The 14752-nt window shown below is 68.1% G+C and carries 14 protein-coding genes; 8 read left to right on the top strand and 6 right to left on the bottom strand.

What is annotated here, in order from left to right:
• The first annotated feature begins 31 nt into the window (after positions 1–31).
• The 3 genes from ACEPA4_RS11035 to ACEPA4_RS11025 are packed head-to-tail and all read left to right on the top strand — an operon-like array spanning position 32 to position 5522.
• On the top strand, positions 32–1279 hold the full coding sequence (locus ACEPA4_RS11035) for a TolC family protein (RefSeq protein ID WP_065177698.1): 1248 nt from the start codon (positions 32–34) through the stop codon (positions 1277–1279).
• Positions 1276–2448 carry an efflux RND transporter periplasmic adaptor subunit gene (locus tag ACEPA4_RS11030; protein ID WP_164092811.1) on the top strand — a complete coding sequence of 391 codons (1173 nt, stop codon included), beginning with the start codon at positions 1276–1278 and terminating at the stop codon, positions 2446–2448. The genes ACEPA4_RS11035 and ACEPA4_RS11030 overlap by 4 nt, the downstream gene beginning before the upstream one ends.
• Positions 2445–5522 (top strand): efflux RND transporter permease subunit, encoded by a 3078-nt coding sequence (locus tag ACEPA4_RS11025; RefSeq protein WP_262090731.1) that lies wholly within the window; start codon positions 2445–2447, stop codon positions 5520–5522. The genes ACEPA4_RS11030 and ACEPA4_RS11025 overlap by 4 nt, the downstream gene beginning before the upstream one ends.
• Before the next feature lie 165 nt (positions 5523–5687).
• Here the strand turns inward: ACEPA4_RS11025 and ACEPA4_RS11020 are convergent, their stop codons facing one another.
• Complete coding sequence (locus tag ACEPA4_RS11020; RefSeq protein WP_262090716.1) at positions 5688–6431, bottom strand: SDR family oxidoreductase; 744 nt, start codon at positions 6429–6431, stop codon at positions 5688–5690.
• 106 nt (positions 6432–6537) lie between these two features.
• Here ACEPA4_RS11020 and ACEPA4_RS11015 point away from each other — a divergent pair, with 106 nt between their 5' ends.
• Positions 6538–7491, top strand: coding sequence for a LysR family transcriptional regulator (locus ACEPA4_RS11015; protein ID WP_164229105.1), 954 nt, complete (start codon positions 6538–6540; stop codon positions 7489–7491).
• Between the two features lie 19 nt (positions 7492–7510).
• Here ACEPA4_RS11015 and ACEPA4_RS11010 read toward each other — a convergent pair whose 3' ends face one another.
• From ACEPA4_RS11010 to dkgB, 4 genes are read right to left on the bottom strand one after another with little or no spacing between them, the layout of a single operon-like run.
• Entirely contained in the window at positions 7511–7834 is a 324-nt protein-coding gene (locus tag ACEPA4_RS11010) for an adenylate cyclase (RefSeq protein ID WP_065177703.1), read from the bottom strand.
• The gene (locus ACEPA4_RS11005; protein ID WP_111176457.1) at positions 7831–8769 is read right to left on the bottom strand and encodes a cyclase family protein; all 939 of its coding nucleotides are present in this window, start codon (positions 8767–8769) and stop codon (positions 7831–7833) included. Before ACEPA4_RS11005 ends, ACEPA4_RS11010 begins: the two co-directional genes overlap by 4 nt.
• A gap of 19 nt (positions 8770–8788) precedes the next feature.
• The gene (locus tag ACEPA4_RS11000) at positions 8789–9763 is read right to left on the bottom strand and encodes a TIGR03571 family LLM class oxidoreductase (protein ID WP_065177704.1); all 975 of its coding nucleotides are present in this window, start codon (positions 9761–9763) and stop codon (positions 8789–8791) included.
• 11 nt (positions 9764–9774) lie between these two features.
• Positions 9775–10578 carry a 2,5-didehydrogluconate reductase DkgB gene (gene dkgB / locus ACEPA4_RS10995; RefSeq protein ID WP_065177705.1) on the bottom strand — a complete coding sequence of 268 codons (804 nt, stop codon included), beginning with the start codon at positions 10576–10578 and terminating at the stop codon, positions 9775–9777.
• A 117-nt stretch (positions 10579–10695) separates the two neighbouring features.
• Here dkgB and ACEPA4_RS10990 point away from each other — a divergent pair, with 117 nt between their 5' ends.
• Entirely contained in the window at positions 10696–11598 is a 903-nt protein-coding gene (locus ACEPA4_RS10990; RefSeq protein ID WP_262090714.1) for a LysR family transcriptional regulator, read from the top strand.
• A 175-nt stretch (positions 11599–11773) separates the two neighbouring features.
• Here ACEPA4_RS10990 and ACEPA4_RS10985 read toward each other — a convergent pair whose 3' ends face one another.
• Positions 11774–12247 carry a MerC domain-containing protein gene (locus tag ACEPA4_RS10985; RefSeq protein ID WP_005416722.1) on the bottom strand — a complete coding sequence of 158 codons (474 nt, stop codon included), beginning with the start codon at positions 12245–12247 and terminating at the stop codon, positions 11774–11776.
• Positions 12248–12279: 32 nt separating this feature from the next.
• Between ACEPA4_RS10985 and ACEPA4_RS10980 the strand changes: the two genes are divergently transcribed.
• Genes ACEPA4_RS10980 through ACEPA4_RS10970 form a run of 3 tightly spaced genes read left to right on the top strand, consistent with a single transcriptional unit; the run spans position 12280 to position 14751 of the window.
• Positions 12280–12813 carry a DUF2796 domain-containing protein gene (locus ACEPA4_RS10980; protein WP_095377519.1) on the top strand — a complete coding sequence of 178 codons (534 nt, stop codon included), beginning with the start codon at positions 12280–12282 and terminating at the stop codon, positions 12811–12813.
• Positions 12810–13505 carry an ATP-binding cassette domain-containing protein gene (locus tag ACEPA4_RS10975; RefSeq protein ID WP_065177707.1) on the top strand — a complete coding sequence of 232 codons (696 nt, stop codon included), beginning with the start codon at positions 12810–12812 and terminating at the stop codon, positions 13503–13505. Before ACEPA4_RS10980 ends, ACEPA4_RS10975 begins: the two co-directional genes overlap by 4 nt.
• Positions 13498–14751 (top strand): ABC transporter permease, encoded by a 1254-nt coding sequence (locus tag ACEPA4_RS10970; protein ID WP_262090709.1) that lies wholly within the window; start codon positions 13498–13500, stop codon positions 14749–14751. Before ACEPA4_RS10975 ends, ACEPA4_RS10970 begins: the two co-directional genes overlap by 8 nt.
• Position 14752: the final 1 nt, after the last annotated feature.

The raw sequence follows: 14752 nt of genomic DNA, 5'->3' as shown, positions 1-14752 counted from the left end.
GGCGCAAGTGCGTCACCTTACCGTGACGCGCATGAACTTCTTCCCTTGCCTTGCGGCTGTGTTGGCCGCCCTCCTGTGCGCACCTGCGGCGTCGGCACTTTCCCTGCAGGAGGCGCAGCGCGCCATGGAAGCACACAACCCGGACCTGCGTGTGGCGGCACTGGCGCTGCGTGGCGTGCAGGGCGACGCGCAGACGGCGGCGCTGCGTCCAGCGACCGAGCTGTCGATCGGCACCAGCAAGCTCAGCCCCAGGCACGGCGTCGGCCCGGGCCGCTGGCAGGACAAGCGGATGGACAGCACCGTGGGCCTGGGCTGGACCTGGGAACGCGGTGGCAAGCGCGCGTTGCGTATCCGCCAGGCCGATGCGCTGCTGGAGGTGGCCGGGCTGGAGATGCTCGATGCGCGGCGTCGCCAGCAGGTGGCGCTGCATGAGGCCTACTTCGGCCTGAAGCGCGCGCAGGAGCGGGTGCAGATTGCCGAGGCCAACCGCCAGAGTTCGGCCGAACAGATGGCGGCAGCCGACAAGCAGGTTGCCACCGGGGCGATGGCGCCGGTCGACCGCGCGCGGCTGGCGGTGGACGACCTGGCGGTGGCCGACGCGGCGCGCGAGGCGGCCCTGGATCTGCGCGATGCACGGCATGCGCTGGGCCTCCTGCTCGGGCGTGACGACAGCGGTGACCTCAGCGCCGATGATCCCTGGCCGGACCTCGCAGGCGTTGCCGCAACGCGCGCGTTCGATCCGCAGCAGCGTGCCGATCTGCGCGCAGCGCGTTCGCGCCTGGCCGCGGCCGATGCCGGTGTAGCACTGGCGCGCAGCGAGCGCCATCGCGATGTCCAGCTGGGTGTGGAAGCCGAACGCGAGCCGACCGACATCAGCGGTGTGACCTGGGGCGTGTCGTTGACCATTCCACTCGGTGGCCCATCGCGTGCACGCGGCGCGATGCAGCGTGCAGAGGCCGACCGTGATAGTGCGGCGCTGGAACTGCAGGTGCTGCAGCGCGAAGCGCGCGCCGAACTTGACCTGCTGCAGGCCAGCGCGCAGTCCGCCGCGCAGCGCCGCAGCGACTACGAAGGACTGCAGTCCGACGCCGCGCGCAAGGCGGTGCAGGGCATCGAACTGGCCTACCGGCGCGGCGCCGCCAGCCTGACCGATCTGCTGGATGCGCGCCGCAGCTGGCGCGAATTCGAGGCCGCGTTGATCGAAGCGCGTGCCGACCATGCCATTGCCCTGGCGCGCTGGGAAGCGGCCACATCCGTTGTTGAAGGAGAGTCCCGATGAAGTCCACCGTCGCCCGTCGCCTGCGTGCGCGACATGCCGTGCTGCCGGCCCTGCTGGCGCTGGCCCTGCTGGGCGGCTGCGGCCGCGAACCGGCGTCGTATACCGAGGACGCGCCGCAGGTCAGTGCCGGCCAGATCCAGTTTCCAGCCGGCAGCCGCCAGCTGGACGTGCTGCGCAGCGAGGCGGTGACCGCCGGCGCCAGCGCCAGCCTGCAGCTGCCGGGCCGGGTGGCCTGGGACGAGACACGCTCCAGTGCACTGCGCACGCCGTTGCCGGGTCAGGTGGCGCGCATCGAGGCGCAGCCGGGGCAGAGAGTGAAGGCAGGGCAGGTGATCGCCTGGATCACCTCGCCGGAGTTCGGCCAGGCCCAGGCCGAGGGCGCGCGTGGCCGTGCCGAACTGCAGCAGGCACGCAAGGAGCTGGAGCGCACCCGCGAGCTGCACGCCGCGGGTGTGGCGTCGGGCCGTGAACTGGATGAAGCCGAAGCGAGCTTTGCCGGCAGCCAGGCCGATCATGCGCGCGCGACTGCATTCGCCCGGGCCTATGGCAATGGCCAGCGCGTGGACCAGCTCCTGCCGCTGCGCGCCCCCATCGATGGCGTGCTGGTGGAGCGGCGGATGAATCCGGGCATGTCGGTCAGTCCCGACAGCGAGCAGCCATTGGCAGTGATCGGCGATCCGGACCGCCTGTGGCTGCTGCTGGATGTTCCTGAAAGCCTGGCAGGGCGGTTGAAGGCCGGCATGCAGGTGAGCGTGCCCGGCGCCGATGGACAGCCGCTGCAGGCGACCCTGCAGCACGTGGATGACTTCATCGACAGCGAACGCCGGGTAGTGCAGGCGCGTGCCGAGCTGGACAACCGCGCACGTGGCTTCAAGGCCGGGCAGTACGTGCGCGCCCAGGTGGCGTTGCCGTCCGAGGGCGGTGTCTCGCTGCCCGACGCCGCGGTGTTGCTGATCGACGGAAAGCAGGTGGTGTTCGTGGAGGAAGGCAAGGGCCGCTTCGTGCGCCACGCGGTGCACGCCGAGGAGCTGGGTGACGGCCGCCTGTGGGTGCGTGAAGGCCTGGCGCCGGGCAGCAGAGTGGTCGTCGAGGGTGGCCTGCTGCTGCAACAGCTGGTGGACAGCGCGCCGGCAGCCGTCAGCACCGGCACGGGGCGCGCCGCGCCATGATCGATCGCCTGATTGCCTATTGCCTGCGCCAGCCGCTGATGGTGATGCTGGCGCTGCTGCTGTTCATCGGCGCTGGCATCGCCGCGTTCCGCGTGCTGCCGGTGGAAGCCTTCCCGGATGTGTCCGACACCCAGGTGACGGTGGTGTCGCTGCACCCGGGCCGTGCCGCCGAAGAGGTCGAGCGCGAGGTGACGATGCCGCTGGAAGTGGCGCTGTCTGGCATTCCGCATTCGGTGCGGGTGTTCTCGCACACCCAGTTCGGCCTGTCGATGATCATCCTGACCTTCGACGACAAGGCCGATGACTACTTCGCACGCCAGCAGGTGCTGGAGCGCCTGCAGGGCGTGGAGCTGCCAGAAGGGGTGACCCCGGAGCTGGAGGCGATGAGCTCGGCGGTGGGCGAGATCTACCGCTATGTGCTGAAAGGCCCGCACCTGACCCCGACCCAGCTGCGCACCGTGCAGGAATGGACGATGGAGCGTAGCCTGCGCACCGTTCCTGGAGTGGCCGATGTGATCAGCTTCGGTGGCTTTGCGCGCACCTTCCAGGTCAAACCGGATTTGGACAAGCTGCGTGACCGCGGCATCAGCCTCGGTGAGTTCGCCGAGGCGCTGGAGAAGGGGAGTTCGAACGCGGGCGGCGGCTATGTGGAACGCGGCCAGCAGCAGTTCCTGATCCGCGGCGTCGGTCTGATGCGTTCGCCGGCCGACATCGGCAACGTGGTGGTCGCGCAGCGCAGTGGCACGCCGATCCTGGTGCGCGACCTGGCCGGCATCGCCGATACCGGCCTGCCCCGGCAGGGCCTGGTCGGCCAGGATGACAACGACGATGCGGTGTTCGGCATGGTGCTGATGCGCAAGGGCGAGAACCCGTCCGACGTGCTCGATGCCCTGCATGCGCGCATCGCCGAGATCGAAGCGAACCAGCTTCCGGCCGGTGTCAGCATCGAGCCGTTCTACGACCGCTCGTGGCTGGTCTCGACCACGCTGAAAACCGTCTTCCGCAACCTGCTGGAAGGCGCAGTGCTGGTGTTCCTGGTGCTGTGGCTGTTCCTGTACAACGCCCGCGCCGCGCTGATCGTGGCGGCGATGATGCCGCTGGCCCTGCTGTCGACCTTCCTTGGCCTGCATCTGTGGGGCGTACCGGCCAACCTGTTGTCGCTGGGTGCGATGGACTTCGGCATCATCATCGATGGCGCGGTGATCGTGACCGAACACATCGTGTCGCGGCTGTCGAAGCTGCCGCCGAACGCTGACAGGAAGACGCGCTTCTCTACCGTACTCTCGGCAGCCTCCGAAGTGGGGCGCCCAACGTTCTTCTCGATGCTGATCATCATCGCCGCACACATCCCGATCTTCACCCTGCAGCGCCAGGAGGGCCGAATGTTCGCGCCGATGGCGTACTCGGTGACCTCGGCGTTGATCGGTGCGTTGATCCTCGCACTGACCGTGGTGCCACTGTTCTGCTACTGGTGGCTGCGCCGCGACCGCATGCGCGATGGCAATCCGCTGATGGACCGCCTGACCGGCTGGTACAAGCCGATCCTGGAGCGTGCATTGGCCCGCCCGCGTGCGGTGGTACTGACCGCAGTTGCGCTGCTGGTCGGCACGCTGGCATTGGGCACCCGGTTGGGTTCGGAGTTCCTGCCCGAGCTGGACGAAGGCTCGATCTGGTTGACCGCCACGCTCGACCCGAGCACCAGCCTGGCCGAGGCGCAGCAGCAGTCGCGGCGCATCCGTGAGCTGGTCGGCACTTTCCCGCAGGTATCGACCGTGGTGGCCAAGTTGGGGCGCCCGGAAGACGGATCCGATGCCAAGGGCGCCAACCAGATCGAGGCGCTGGTGGCGTTGAAGCCTGAGAAGGAATGGCCGAAGGGCGTGGACAAGCGCCAGCTGGTGAGCGATCTGCAGCGCACCTTGGAGCAGCGGATTCCCGGGCCGGAGTTCTCGATCTCGCAGCCGGTGCGCGACAACATCCTGGAGAGCATCTCGCAGATCAAGGGCCAGGTGGTGATCAAGGTCAGCGGCTCGGACCTGGATGTACTGAACCAGCACGCGCAGGCGATCCTGGGGCAGGTGCGTGGCGTGGAGGGCGTAGAGAGTGCCTTCATTGATCGTGACGGCTCATTGCCGCAGCTGCAGATCGAGATCGACCGCGATCGTGCGGCACGCTATGGACTGAATGTGCGCGACATCGACGAGGTGATCGAGACCGCACTGGGCGGGCGCCAGGTTGGTGAACTGTGGGAAGGTGACCGCAGGTTCCCGATCACGCTGCGCCTGGACGACGCCGACCGTGACCTGCAACGGTTGCGCACGGTGCCGGTGGGCATTGGCGATGGCCACACCGTGACGCTGTCCGACGTGGCCGAGTTCCGCATGGCCAGTGGCGCGATCAACATCTCGCGTGAGAACGCACAGCGGGTGAAGGCGGTGAGCATCTTCATCGCCGGCCGCGACATGGGCAGCGTGGTGGCCGACATGCGCAAGCGCGTGGACGCCAGCGTGCAGCTGCCGGACGGCTACCGGCTGGAGTGGTCTGGCGAGTTCGAGAACCAGCAGCGTGCGATGGAGCGGCTGGGCTGGGTGATTCCGCTGTCGGTGCTGATCATCTTCGTGCTGCTGTTCGATGCCTTCAAGGACATCAGCAGCGCTGCGCTGATCCTGGCCAACGTGCCACTGGCGATGATCGGCGGCATCCTGGCCCTGTGGCTGACCGGCATTCCGCTGTCGGTGTCGGCGGCGATCGGTTTCATCGCGTTGTTCGGGCAAGCAGTGCTGAACGGGGTGGTGATGCTCAGTCGCTTCGCCCAGCTGCGCGAGCAGGGCATGGACCTGCTGCAGTCGGTGGTGCAAGGTTCGCTGCAGCGCCTGCGCACGGTGCTGATGACCGCACTACTGGCGATGTTCGGCCTGCTGCCGATGGCCACCTCGCATGCGATCGGTGCTGAGACCCAGAAGCCGCTGGCGGTGGTGGTGATCGGTGGTCTGCTGTCGGCGATGCTGCTGACCCTGCTGGTGCTGCCGACACTGTACTACTGGGTGCATCGCCGCCGCGAGGCGCGCATCGCCTGACCTACCTGTAGAGCCGAGCCCACGCTCGGCTGCTTCTGGCCTTCGCGCGAAGAGCAGCCGAGCATGGGCTCGGCTCTACACCGGCTTCGCGTCCTGCGTGGATTCGATCAACCGCCACGGGTTCCCAAGCAGATCCACGCCATGCGTGGATGCCGTCCGCGCGACCTAGACCATCCCACCGTTGGCGCGCAGCACCTGGCCGTTGATCCATCCTCCATCGGCACTGGCCAGGAACGCCACCGCGCCGGCGATGTCTTCCGGCGTACCCAGCCGCTCCAGAGGATTCATCTTCGCCAACCGCTCGATCAGTTCCGGTGACTTGCCGTCCAGGAACAGGTCGGTGGCGGTCGGGCCCGGCGCCACCGCGTTGACGGTGATGTTGCGCCCGCGCAGCTCCTTGCTGAGGATCGCGCCCATCGTTTCCACCGCCGCCTTGCTGGCCGCGTACACGCTGTAGTTCTCCAGCCGGATGACGACCACGCTGGTGGACAGGGTGATCAACCGGCCACCGTCGCGCACCCGTCGTGCACTTTCGCGCAGCACATTGAAGGCGCCCTTGAGGTTGATGCCGATCACCCGATCGAACAGGGCGTCGTCGGTGTCGGCCAGCGGCGCCAGCTGCAGTACGCCCGCGCTGTTGACCACCACGTCGATGCCGCCGAAGCGGTCTTCGATGGCATCGAACAGCTGCCGCACCGCCTGCGGATCGGCGACATCGGCCTGCAGCGCGATGGCCTGTGCGCCGGCCGCGTTGAGTTCGGCCGCCAGCGCTTCGGCGTCGTCGCGGCGCCCTGCATAGTTGATGGCGATAGCGTGGCCATCGGCGGCGAGCCGGCGGGAAATGGCGGCGCCGATGCCACGGGAGCCGCCGGTGACCAGGGCGACAGGGCGGGCGGGGGAGAGGGTCATGGTGGCTTCCAGTCGGGCACGCCGGAGTGGCGCAGGACTATCTTCGCGACATTGCCCGTTCGGATAATCCTGCATAATCCGCCAACATCATCCGGATCACCGAACAATGGATCGCTTCACGGCCATGCGCGCCTTCGTCCGTATCGTCGAGCGCCGCAGCTTCACCCGGGCCTCCGAAGACCTCGGCCTGCCACGGGCCACGGTGACCGACGCGATCAAGGCACTGGAACAGCGGCTGGGCGTGCGCCTGCTGCACCGGACCACGCGGCGGGTGGTGCCAACGCTGGAAGGCGAGGCCTTCTATGGCCGTTGCCTGCGCCTGATCGCCGACATGGATGATGCGGAGGCCGCGTTCCGTGACGCGCCGCCGCGCGGCCCGTTGCGCATTGAAGTGCATGGCACGCTGGGCCGGCACCTGCTGTTCCCGCACTTGCCGGAATTCCTGCAGCGCTACCCCGAGATCGAACTGGAGGTCAGCGAAGGCGACCGCTATGTCGATCTGCTGCGCGAAGGCGTGGATGCGGCGTTGCGGGTCGGGACGCTGGCCGACAGCGATCTGGCGGCGCGCCGGTTGACGATGCTGCGCGAGGTGACGGTCGCCTCGCCTGGCTACGTGCAGGCCAGGGGCGTGCCGGGCAGCATCGATGCCCTGCAGGACGGCCACCAGATGGTCGGCTTCCGCTCCAGCGCCAGCGGCCAGCTGATTCCGCTGGAGTTCCAGCAGGGCGGGCAGGTGCGCTACCTGCCGCTGCCGGCGCGGGTGCGTGTGTCGGGTGCGGATGCGTTCCTCGGCGCTGCGCTGGCGGGCCTGGGCATCATCCAGGCACCGCGCTACCGGATGGACCCGTATATCGCGCGCCGGCAGCTGGTGGAGCTGCTGCCGGAGGCGCCGCCGACGCCGAGTCCGTTGAGCCTGGTCTACCCGCGCAATCGCACGCCGTCGCCCCGGTTTCGGGTGTTCATCGACTGGGTGGCCGGAGTGTTCGACTCGTTCGAGGATGCCGGCCAGCGGCCGGCTCTACCGACACAGCACGCGAAGCTGTCCGACCGGAGGGGGTAGTGCCGGCCGCTGGCCGGCATCACAGCGCTGCCAACGGCCCCTGCATGCGATGGAAGCTGCCATCGGTGGCGGTGAACCAGGCCAGCGAACGCCCGCCCACGAAATCGTCGACATGCACGACCGTAGCGCCATCGGCTTCCTGCCACGAAATGGCATAGACCCCGTCGCTGATCCGCTGCCACTCGCAGGCGGCCTCGCCCTGCGCACCGGCATGGGCGCCGGAGACGATGGCGTACTGCACGTGGCGGCCATCGGCGCTGTAGACATTGTCGGCGGCCAGGCCGTCATAGCTGACGCGGAAGCGGCGGCCGGCGAACACGGGAAGGTCAGCGGCGGTGTTCATCGGATCGCCACCGGGTTGATGTTCACCTGGGTCGAGCCGACGTACAGCGGCTGGCCGAGCACGAACAGGAATTCCCAGGCCTTGTCGCGCACCAGCGCCCGGCTGTCGATCAGCTCCAGGTTGTAGATGCCGCGCTTGGCCAGCATGTACTGGTTGATCGGAAACTCCTCGGCACCGTCCGGGTTCGGGTAGACCTCCGAGGCCCAGGTGTCGCCACCGAAGGCGACGATGCCCTGGTCGGCCAGCCACTTCGCCGCCTCCATGCCGATGCCCGGTTCCACTTCCAGGAACTGTTTGTCGTCCTTGCCGATCAGTTCCAGCCAGCCGGTGTTGAACAGCACCACGTCGCCCTTGCGCAGGCTCAGGCCCTGCTTCTTCAGCACGGCCTGGATGTCGGCCACGGTGAACTCGGTGCCACCGGGCACGATCGCCTTGCCGTAGTACGCGGTCATGTCCAGCACGACGCCGCGGGTGACCATTGGCGGCACCTTCTCGACGCCGAGCTTGCGCACACCGTCCACGGTGACGAAGTCGGCGGCCTTGTTGCCGTTGTAGTAGACGTTGTCGATGCCGATATGGCCGATACCGTTGAGCTGGGTGCCAACGCCGGTCCAGGCGTTCACCAGTTCATCGTTGAAGGTGAACCTGTTGGGGCCCAGCGATTTGCCGGCCTGCTGGCCGACCTGAACGTTGTACAGGCGGAAGCTGCGGTGGCGGAACGCGGGCAGGTTCTTGTCCACCGGCACCGCCAGCGGATAGGTCTTGCCGGTCCTGACCAGCGAGACCGCGTGCTTGACCACGTCCGCGGTCAGCAGGTTGGCCGCGCCGATCTCGTCGTCGGCGCCGTAGGCGGAGGGATACCAGTCCTCGGCGGTGGCCTGGAAGGACAGCGGCAGGGTGGCCAGCGCAAGCGCGGCCAGGGTCTTCATCTTCATGGCAAAGCTCCGGTAACTGTCAGGCCGTCGCGGCGGCGGCAAGCGGGGCATGCGGCGCAGCGGCGCCGGCATGGGCCGGGAAGTGCGGCAGCACGTACTCGGCGATTTCGTGGAAGGTTTCGGCCAACGGCCGTTCATTGCGGCGGAACTGCAGGCCGATGTGGTCGACACCGGCTGCCTGCATGGCGTGCAGCTCGGCCAAAAGGGCGTTGCGGCCGCCACGCAGGCCGAAGCGCCAGCGCTGCAAGGGGGCATCAGCATCGGCCACCAGGTCCAGGTGGATGAAGCTGGCATACGGCTTGTTGCCGGCCACGGCGCGCCAGGCCGCCACGCGCTGCGCATGGTCCTGTGGCGTGCCCGGGTAGGCCAGGCAACCCTCCATGTGCTGGCCGATCCATGCCGGTTGCTGCTGGGCCAGGCCGGCCACGAACAACGGCAGGGCCGGGCCACCTGCGGGCAGCACGTCCAAGCCCTGCGGCAGGTGCGCAGCGGCGCCTTCGCGCAGCAGTGCGATCTGCTCGCGGAAGCGGCGGCCACGGCTGTCGAAGTCGCGGCCGAACAGCGGGTACTCCACCGGGCGGTCGCCACTGGCTACGCCCAGCAGCAGGCGGTCGCCGCTGAGCCGCTGCACGCTGCGCGCCGACTTCAGGGTCAGCAACGGCTCCCGGATCGGCAACACCACCGCACCGGTGCCCAGCAGGATGTGCTCGGTGATGCCGGCCAGGTAGCCGAGGTAACTGAATACCTCGAACACCTGCGCCGCATCACCGAAGGCCGGGTCGTACACCGGCACGTCGCGTACCCAGAGCGCACGGAAGCCGAGGCGGTCGGCCAGCCGTGCCAGTTCCGCATGGCGCTGCAGGTCCGGTTCGCCGGGCAGGCGTCGCGCGGCGCGTCGTGCCTGTTCGCCCAGCGGCGTCCAGTCATTGTCCAGCGGTGCCTCGATGCCGATGCTGAAGCCACCGGCCTGCAGACGCGTCAACGCACTGCCCATGGCGAGGCGCCTCAGTCCCAGTCCGGGGCCAGGCCCGGCGGATCGACTTCGCGGCCGTTGCGGTCAAGCGCGGCGATCGCGGCCATGTCATCGGCATCCAGGTGCAGGTCCTGGGCGAGCAGGTTGCTGGCCAGGTTCTCGCGCTTGGTCGAGGACGGAATGACCGAGTAACCCCGCTGCAGGGCCCACGCCAGCGCGACCTGGGCCACGGTGGCCTGGTGCTTGTCGGCGATGCCGGCCAGCACCGGGTCCTTCAGCACCTTGCCGTAGGCCAGGGTCATGTAGGAGGTGACCGCGATGCCCTGCTCCTGCAGGAAGGCGGTCAGCGCCGGGTTCTGCAGGTAGGGGCTCAGTTCGATCTGGTTGGTGGCGATCTCGCCGGTGCCGACCACCTCGATGGCCTGCCGTGTCAGTTCGATGTTGAAGTTGGACACACCGATCTGGCGGGTCAGGCCCAGCGTCTTGGCTTCAGCCAGTGCGGTCATGTATTCGCGCAGCTCAACGCCATTGCCCGGCGCCGGCCAGTGGATCAGCAGCAGGTCGACGTACTCGGTGCGCAGCTTGGCCAGGCTGTCGCGCAGGCTCGGGATCAGTTTGTCGGCAGCGTAGTTGTCGACCCAGATCTTGGTGGTCAGGAACAGCTGGTCGCGTGGCACGCCGGATTCGGCGATGGCCTGGCCGACCTCGGCTTCGTTGCCGTAGATCTGCGCCGTGTCGACGGCACGGTAGCCGACGTCAAGCGCGTTGCGTACCGAGTCGATGACGGTCTGGCCGCTCAGGCGGAAGGTGCCGACGCCAAAGGAAGGAACGCTCATGATGGACTCCAGGGATTTCGTTGCGAGCCGGCGGCTCGGGACAGGGCGAAGTGTGGGCGCTTTACATTTGTTGATTAAGCCGTGTATATGGGAAATGCTTTTGCGGCGAGGTAAATAATGAAAACCACCCTGGATGAGCTGAAGGCCTTCGTGGCGGTGGTCGATGGTGGCTCCATCACGGCGGCGGCCGAGGCGCTGGAGCTGACCATCTCGGCCACCAGCCGCACCCTGGCGCGGCTGGAAGACAAGCTGCAGACCACCCTGCTGCGGCGGACCACGCGGCGGCTGGAACTGACCGAGGAGGGCGCGGCGTTCCTGGAGTACGCGCGCACGATCCTGGCCACGGTGGACGAGGCCGAGGAACAGATGGCGGCGCGGCGGCTGCAGCCGGTCGGGCGCCTGCGCGTGGACGCGGCCACGCCGTTCATGCTGCACGTGATCGTGCCGCTGCTGGAGGGCTTCCGTGATCGCTACCCGCAGGTGGAGCTGGAGTTGAATTCCAACGAGGGCATCACCGACCTGATCGAAAAGCGCACCGATGTGGCGTTCCGCATCGGCGTGCTGCGCGATTCCACCCTGCATGCGCGACCGATCGGTCACAGCCGCATCCGCGTGGTGGCCAGCCCCGAGTACCTGCGACGGCACGGCACGCCGACGCGCGTGGAGCAGTTGCGCGAGCACGACCTGCTGGGTTTTACCCAGCCCAGTTCGTTGAACGAATGGCCACTACACGATGCCGATGGCGGGCCTTTCGTGATCGAGCCGGCGATCGCTTCATCCAGCGGCGAGACGCTGCGGCAGATGGCGGTGGCCGGGTTGGGCATCGCCTGCCTGTCCGACTTCCTGACCCGTCAGGACCGGCGTGATGGCCGCCTGGTGCAGCTGTTGGCCAGGCAGATGCAGGAGGTGCGGCAGCCAATCAACGCGGTGTACTACCGCAACACCGCGCTGGCTGCGCGCATCACCTGCTTCGTCGACCATGTGACGCAGACGCTGGGGCAGCGTCCGTTTGACGAATAAGGAGGGGTAGAGCCGGCCGCTGGCCGGCTGCCGGGAGTGCATCAGTAGATCCACGCCATGCGTGGATGGTGTTTTCCGTCCGGCCAGCGGCCGGCACTACCGTTGGCTGTGTTGCATGTTTCAGTAGATCCACGCCATGCGTGGATGGCGTGTTCCAACCGACCCGCAGCCGGTGTTAGCGGTTGTGCAGCGCCCGCCGATTGCCGATGTGTGCTGCCGCCAGCATCATGCCGCCGCACGCGGTGGTGACGCCATGCCAGAGCAGTGATTCCTTCAGCGGCAGGTACAGCGAGGCTGACAGTAGAAGGATCGCGCCGACGCACGCCAGCCGCAGAGGCCGCCCGCGCCCGTGCCGGTGCAGCCCGGCCGAGGTGCTCGCCAAGGCCAGCGACGAGGCCAGCAGCGCGAACAGCCATTCCCAGCGCGACATCATCAGCAGCACGGTCATCGCGCCATGGCCGGGGTGCTGGAACGAACGCAGCGCCATCATCGCTGCCGGCACGAAGGCCAGCAGCAGGGGCAGGGCGATGCAATGGGCGGCGCAGGCCAGGGACAGCCAGGCACCGGCAAGATCGAAGCGGGGGTGCCAGCGTGCCGAAGTTGGCGGCTGGGCCAGGGCCCTTGCGGGCGTCGTGGGGATGTGGTCCATAATGTTACATAGTAACAATTGGAGTGTCCCCCATGAAGCTTTCTGCTGCTCTTTTCCTGCTGCTGGCCGCCAGCGCCGCGCAGGCCCACGATATCCGCCAGCACGCACCGCACGTGCACGGCCAGGCCAGCGTCGATGTTGCGCTTGACCAGCAGACGCTGGAATTCGCCCTGCAGGCCCCCGGCATCGGCATCCTTGATTTCGAGCGGCCGCCGGCCAATGCGGCCGAGCAGTCCGCGCTGGCGCGTGCGACTGCGCTGCTGCAGGGCGGCAGCTGGGTCACCTTGCCTACCGCCGCGGGCTGCCGCCTTTCAGGCAACGATGCCAAGGCCGAGGGATTCGATGCGACGGCTGCCGCACCGCCATCAGGTCAGCATCGGCACGCGGGGTTCAGCGCAACGCTGCAGTACCACTGCGCCAAGCCTGCCGAGCTGCGGGCCATTGTCGTGCGCCTGCCCGCATTGTTCCCGGGCCTGCACGAAGTAATCGTCAACAGTGCCACCGCCCATGGCCAGAACCGCAGCGTGCTGACCCCGGACAACCTGCGCGTGGTGCTGGCTCCGTGAGCATGCGACCGGTGATCGCGCTGGATGGCGTGCAGTTCGGCTACGGCCGGCAGCTGGTGCTGGACGTGCCGCGGCTGTGGATCGAGCAGGGCAGCAGCGTGCTGCTGCGCGGGATCAGTGGCGGTGGCAAGAGCACGCTGCTGGGCCTGCTCGCGGGCGTGCTGCTGCCCTGCAAGGGCAGCATCGAGGTCGCCGGTCACGCGCTGCAGGCGATGCGTGGTGCCGCGCGGGACCGCTTCCGCGCCGACCACCTGGGTGTGATCTTCCAGCAGTTCAACCTGCTGCCGTTCCTCACCGTGCGCGACAACATCGCGCTGGGCCTGCGCTTCTCGCGCCTGCGCAGCGCACGCATCAGTGGCCCGTTGGATGCCGAGATCGCCCGTCTGCTGCAGGCCCTGCAGCTGGACCCGGCGCTGATGCAGCGGCGCGCAGGCACGCTCAGTGTCGGCCAGCAACAACGCGTGGCGGCAGCACGCGCCCTGATCGGTCGTCCGGCATTGCTGCTGGCCGATGAGCCCACCTCGGCGCTTGACCGCGACGCGGCAACCGCGTTCCTGAAGCTGATGTCCGCGCAGTGCCAGGCGGCCGGCACCACGGTGCTGGTGGTCAGCCATGACGACAGCCTGCAGCCCTTGTTCGACCGCACGATTTCACTGTCCGAGATCAACCAGGCAGGTGCCGGCCATGCTTGAGCTTGCCTGGGCCAGCCTGCGCAGCCGTGCGTTGAGTGTGGGACTGACCGTGCTGGTCATCACCCTCAGCGTGGTGTTGCTGTTGGGCGTCGAGCGTGTACGCACGCAGGCGCACGAGGGGTTCGCCAGCACCGTATCGGGCACCGACCTGATCGTCGGTGCGCGTTCGGGGCCGGTGAACCTGCTGCTGTATTCGGTGTTCCATATCGGCGACCCGACCAACAACGTGTCCTGGCAGTCCTACCAGGAGCTGTCCGCCTTGCCGCAGGTGAAGTGGGCGCTGCCGCTTTCGCTGGGCGATTCCTGGCGCGGCTACCGCGTGGTCGGTACCAGCGATGGCTATTTCGAGCACTACCGCTACGGCGCCGGGCACGCGCTTGCGTTCGCGGACGGACGGCCGTTCGATGATCTGTACGACGCGGTGATCGGCGCGGAGGTGGCACGCGCGCAGAAGGTCGGCCTCGGCGATGAGATCGTGCTGGCGCACGGCACGGGCGCGGTCACGCTGGCCACGCATGCCGACAAGCCATTCCGTGTTGCCGGCATCCTGCAGCGCACCGGCACGCCGGTGGATTCGTCGCTGCTGGTTTCGCTGCCGGCGATCGAAGCGATCCATGTCGACTGGCGATCGGGCGTGCAGCTGCGCAGCCAGCGCGTCAGCGCCGAGCAGGCGCGTCATCTGGATCTGACCCCGACCAGCATCACCGCCTTCATGCTCGGCCTGAACTCGCGCATTGCCACGTTTTCGGTGCAGCGCAGGATCAACGAGTATCCCGACGAGGCGATGCTGGCGATCCTGCCCGGCGTCACGCTGCAGCAGTTGTGGCAGTCGCTGGGCATGGCCGAACGGGCGCTGCAGCTGATCAGCGCGATGGTGGTGGCACTGGGCATGGTCTCGCTGGTGGCGCTGCTGGTCTCGACCCTGCAGGAGCGGCGGCGCGAGATGGCGATCCTGCGTGCCACCGGGGCACGGCCGGGTTACATCGCTGCCCTGCTGGTGGTGGAGGCGGTGGCGACCAGCGCGGTGGCCTGCGCGCTGGCGCTGGTGCTTCTGGTTGCCGCCAGCATTGCCGGGCGCGGCTGGGCGCTGGCCAACTTTGGCCTGTCGATCACCCATGTCTGGCCGGACGGCCGCGAGCTGGCCTGGGTGGCAGGCGTGCTGGCGATCAGCGCTGTGGCCGGGCTGGTGCCGGCGTTGCTGGCCTACCGGCGCACGCTGGCCGATGGCCTGTCGCCGGGAGGCTGAG

It is taken from the genome of Stenotrophomonas sp. P2112 (assembly GCF_041897515.1).
In the GTDB taxonomy this organism is placed as follows: Bacteria; Pseudomonadota; Gammaproteobacteria; order Xanthomonadales; family Xanthomonadaceae; genus Stenotrophomonas; species Stenotrophomonas sepilia.
The sequence above is the reverse complement of the archived record's forward strand: the minus strand, read 5'-3'. Positions and strand labels throughout refer to the sequence as shown.

Bases quoted from the DNA above. Each gene is read 5' to 3' on its own strand.
- ACEPA4_RS11025 (WP_262090731.1), top strand. From the start codon at position 2,445: ATGATCGATCGCCTGATTGCCTATTGCCTGCGCCAGCCGCTGATGGTG.
- ACEPA4_RS11010 (WP_065177703.1), bottom strand. From the start codon at position 7,834: ATGAACACCGCCGCTGACCTTCCCGTGTTCGCCGGCCGCCGCTTCCGC.
- ACEPA4_RS10985 (WP_005416722.1), bottom strand. From the start codon at position 12,247: ATGGACCACATCCCCACGACGCCCGCAAGGGCCCTGGCCCAGCCGCCA.
- ACEPA4_RS10990 (WP_262090714.1), top strand. From the start codon at position 10,696: ATGAAAACCACCCTGGATGAGCTGAAGGCCTTCGTGGCGGTGGTCGAT.
- ACEPA4_RS11005 (WP_111176457.1), bottom strand. From the start codon at position 8,769: ATGAAGATGAAGACCCTGGCCGCGCTTGCGCTGGCCACCCTGCCGCTG.
- ACEPA4_RS11000 (WP_065177704.1), bottom strand. From the start codon at position 9,763: ATGGGCAGTGCGTTGACGCGTCTGCAGGCCGGTGGCTTCAGCATCGGC.
- ACEPA4_RS10980 (WP_095377519.1), top strand. From the start codon at position 12,280: ATGAAGCTTTCTGCTGCTCTTTTCCTGCTGCTGGCCGCCAGCGCCGCG.
- ACEPA4_RS11020 (WP_262090716.1), bottom strand. From the start codon at position 6,431: ATGACCCTCTCCCCCGCCCGCCCTGTCGCCCTGGTCACCGGCGGCTCC.
- ACEPA4_RS11015 (WP_164229105.1), top strand. From the start codon at position 6,538: ATGGATCGCTTCACGGCCATGCGCGCCTTCGTCCGTATCGTCGAGCGC.
- ACEPA4_RS11035 (WP_065177698.1), top strand. From the start codon at position 32: ATGAACTTCTTCCCTTGCCTTGCGGCTGTGTTGGCCGCCCTCCTGTGC.
- ACEPA4_RS11030 (WP_164092811.1), top strand. From the start codon at position 1,276: ATGAAGTCCACCGTCGCCCGTCGCCTGCGTGCGCGACATGCCGTGCTG.
- dkgB (WP_065177705.1), bottom strand. From the start codon at position 10,578: ATGAGCGTTCCTTCCTTTGGCGTCGGCACCTTCCGCCTGAGCGGCCAG.
- ACEPA4_RS10970 (WP_262090709.1), top strand. From the start codon at position 13,498: ATGCTTGAGCTTGCCTGGGCCAGCCTGCGCAGCCGTGCGTTGAGTGTG.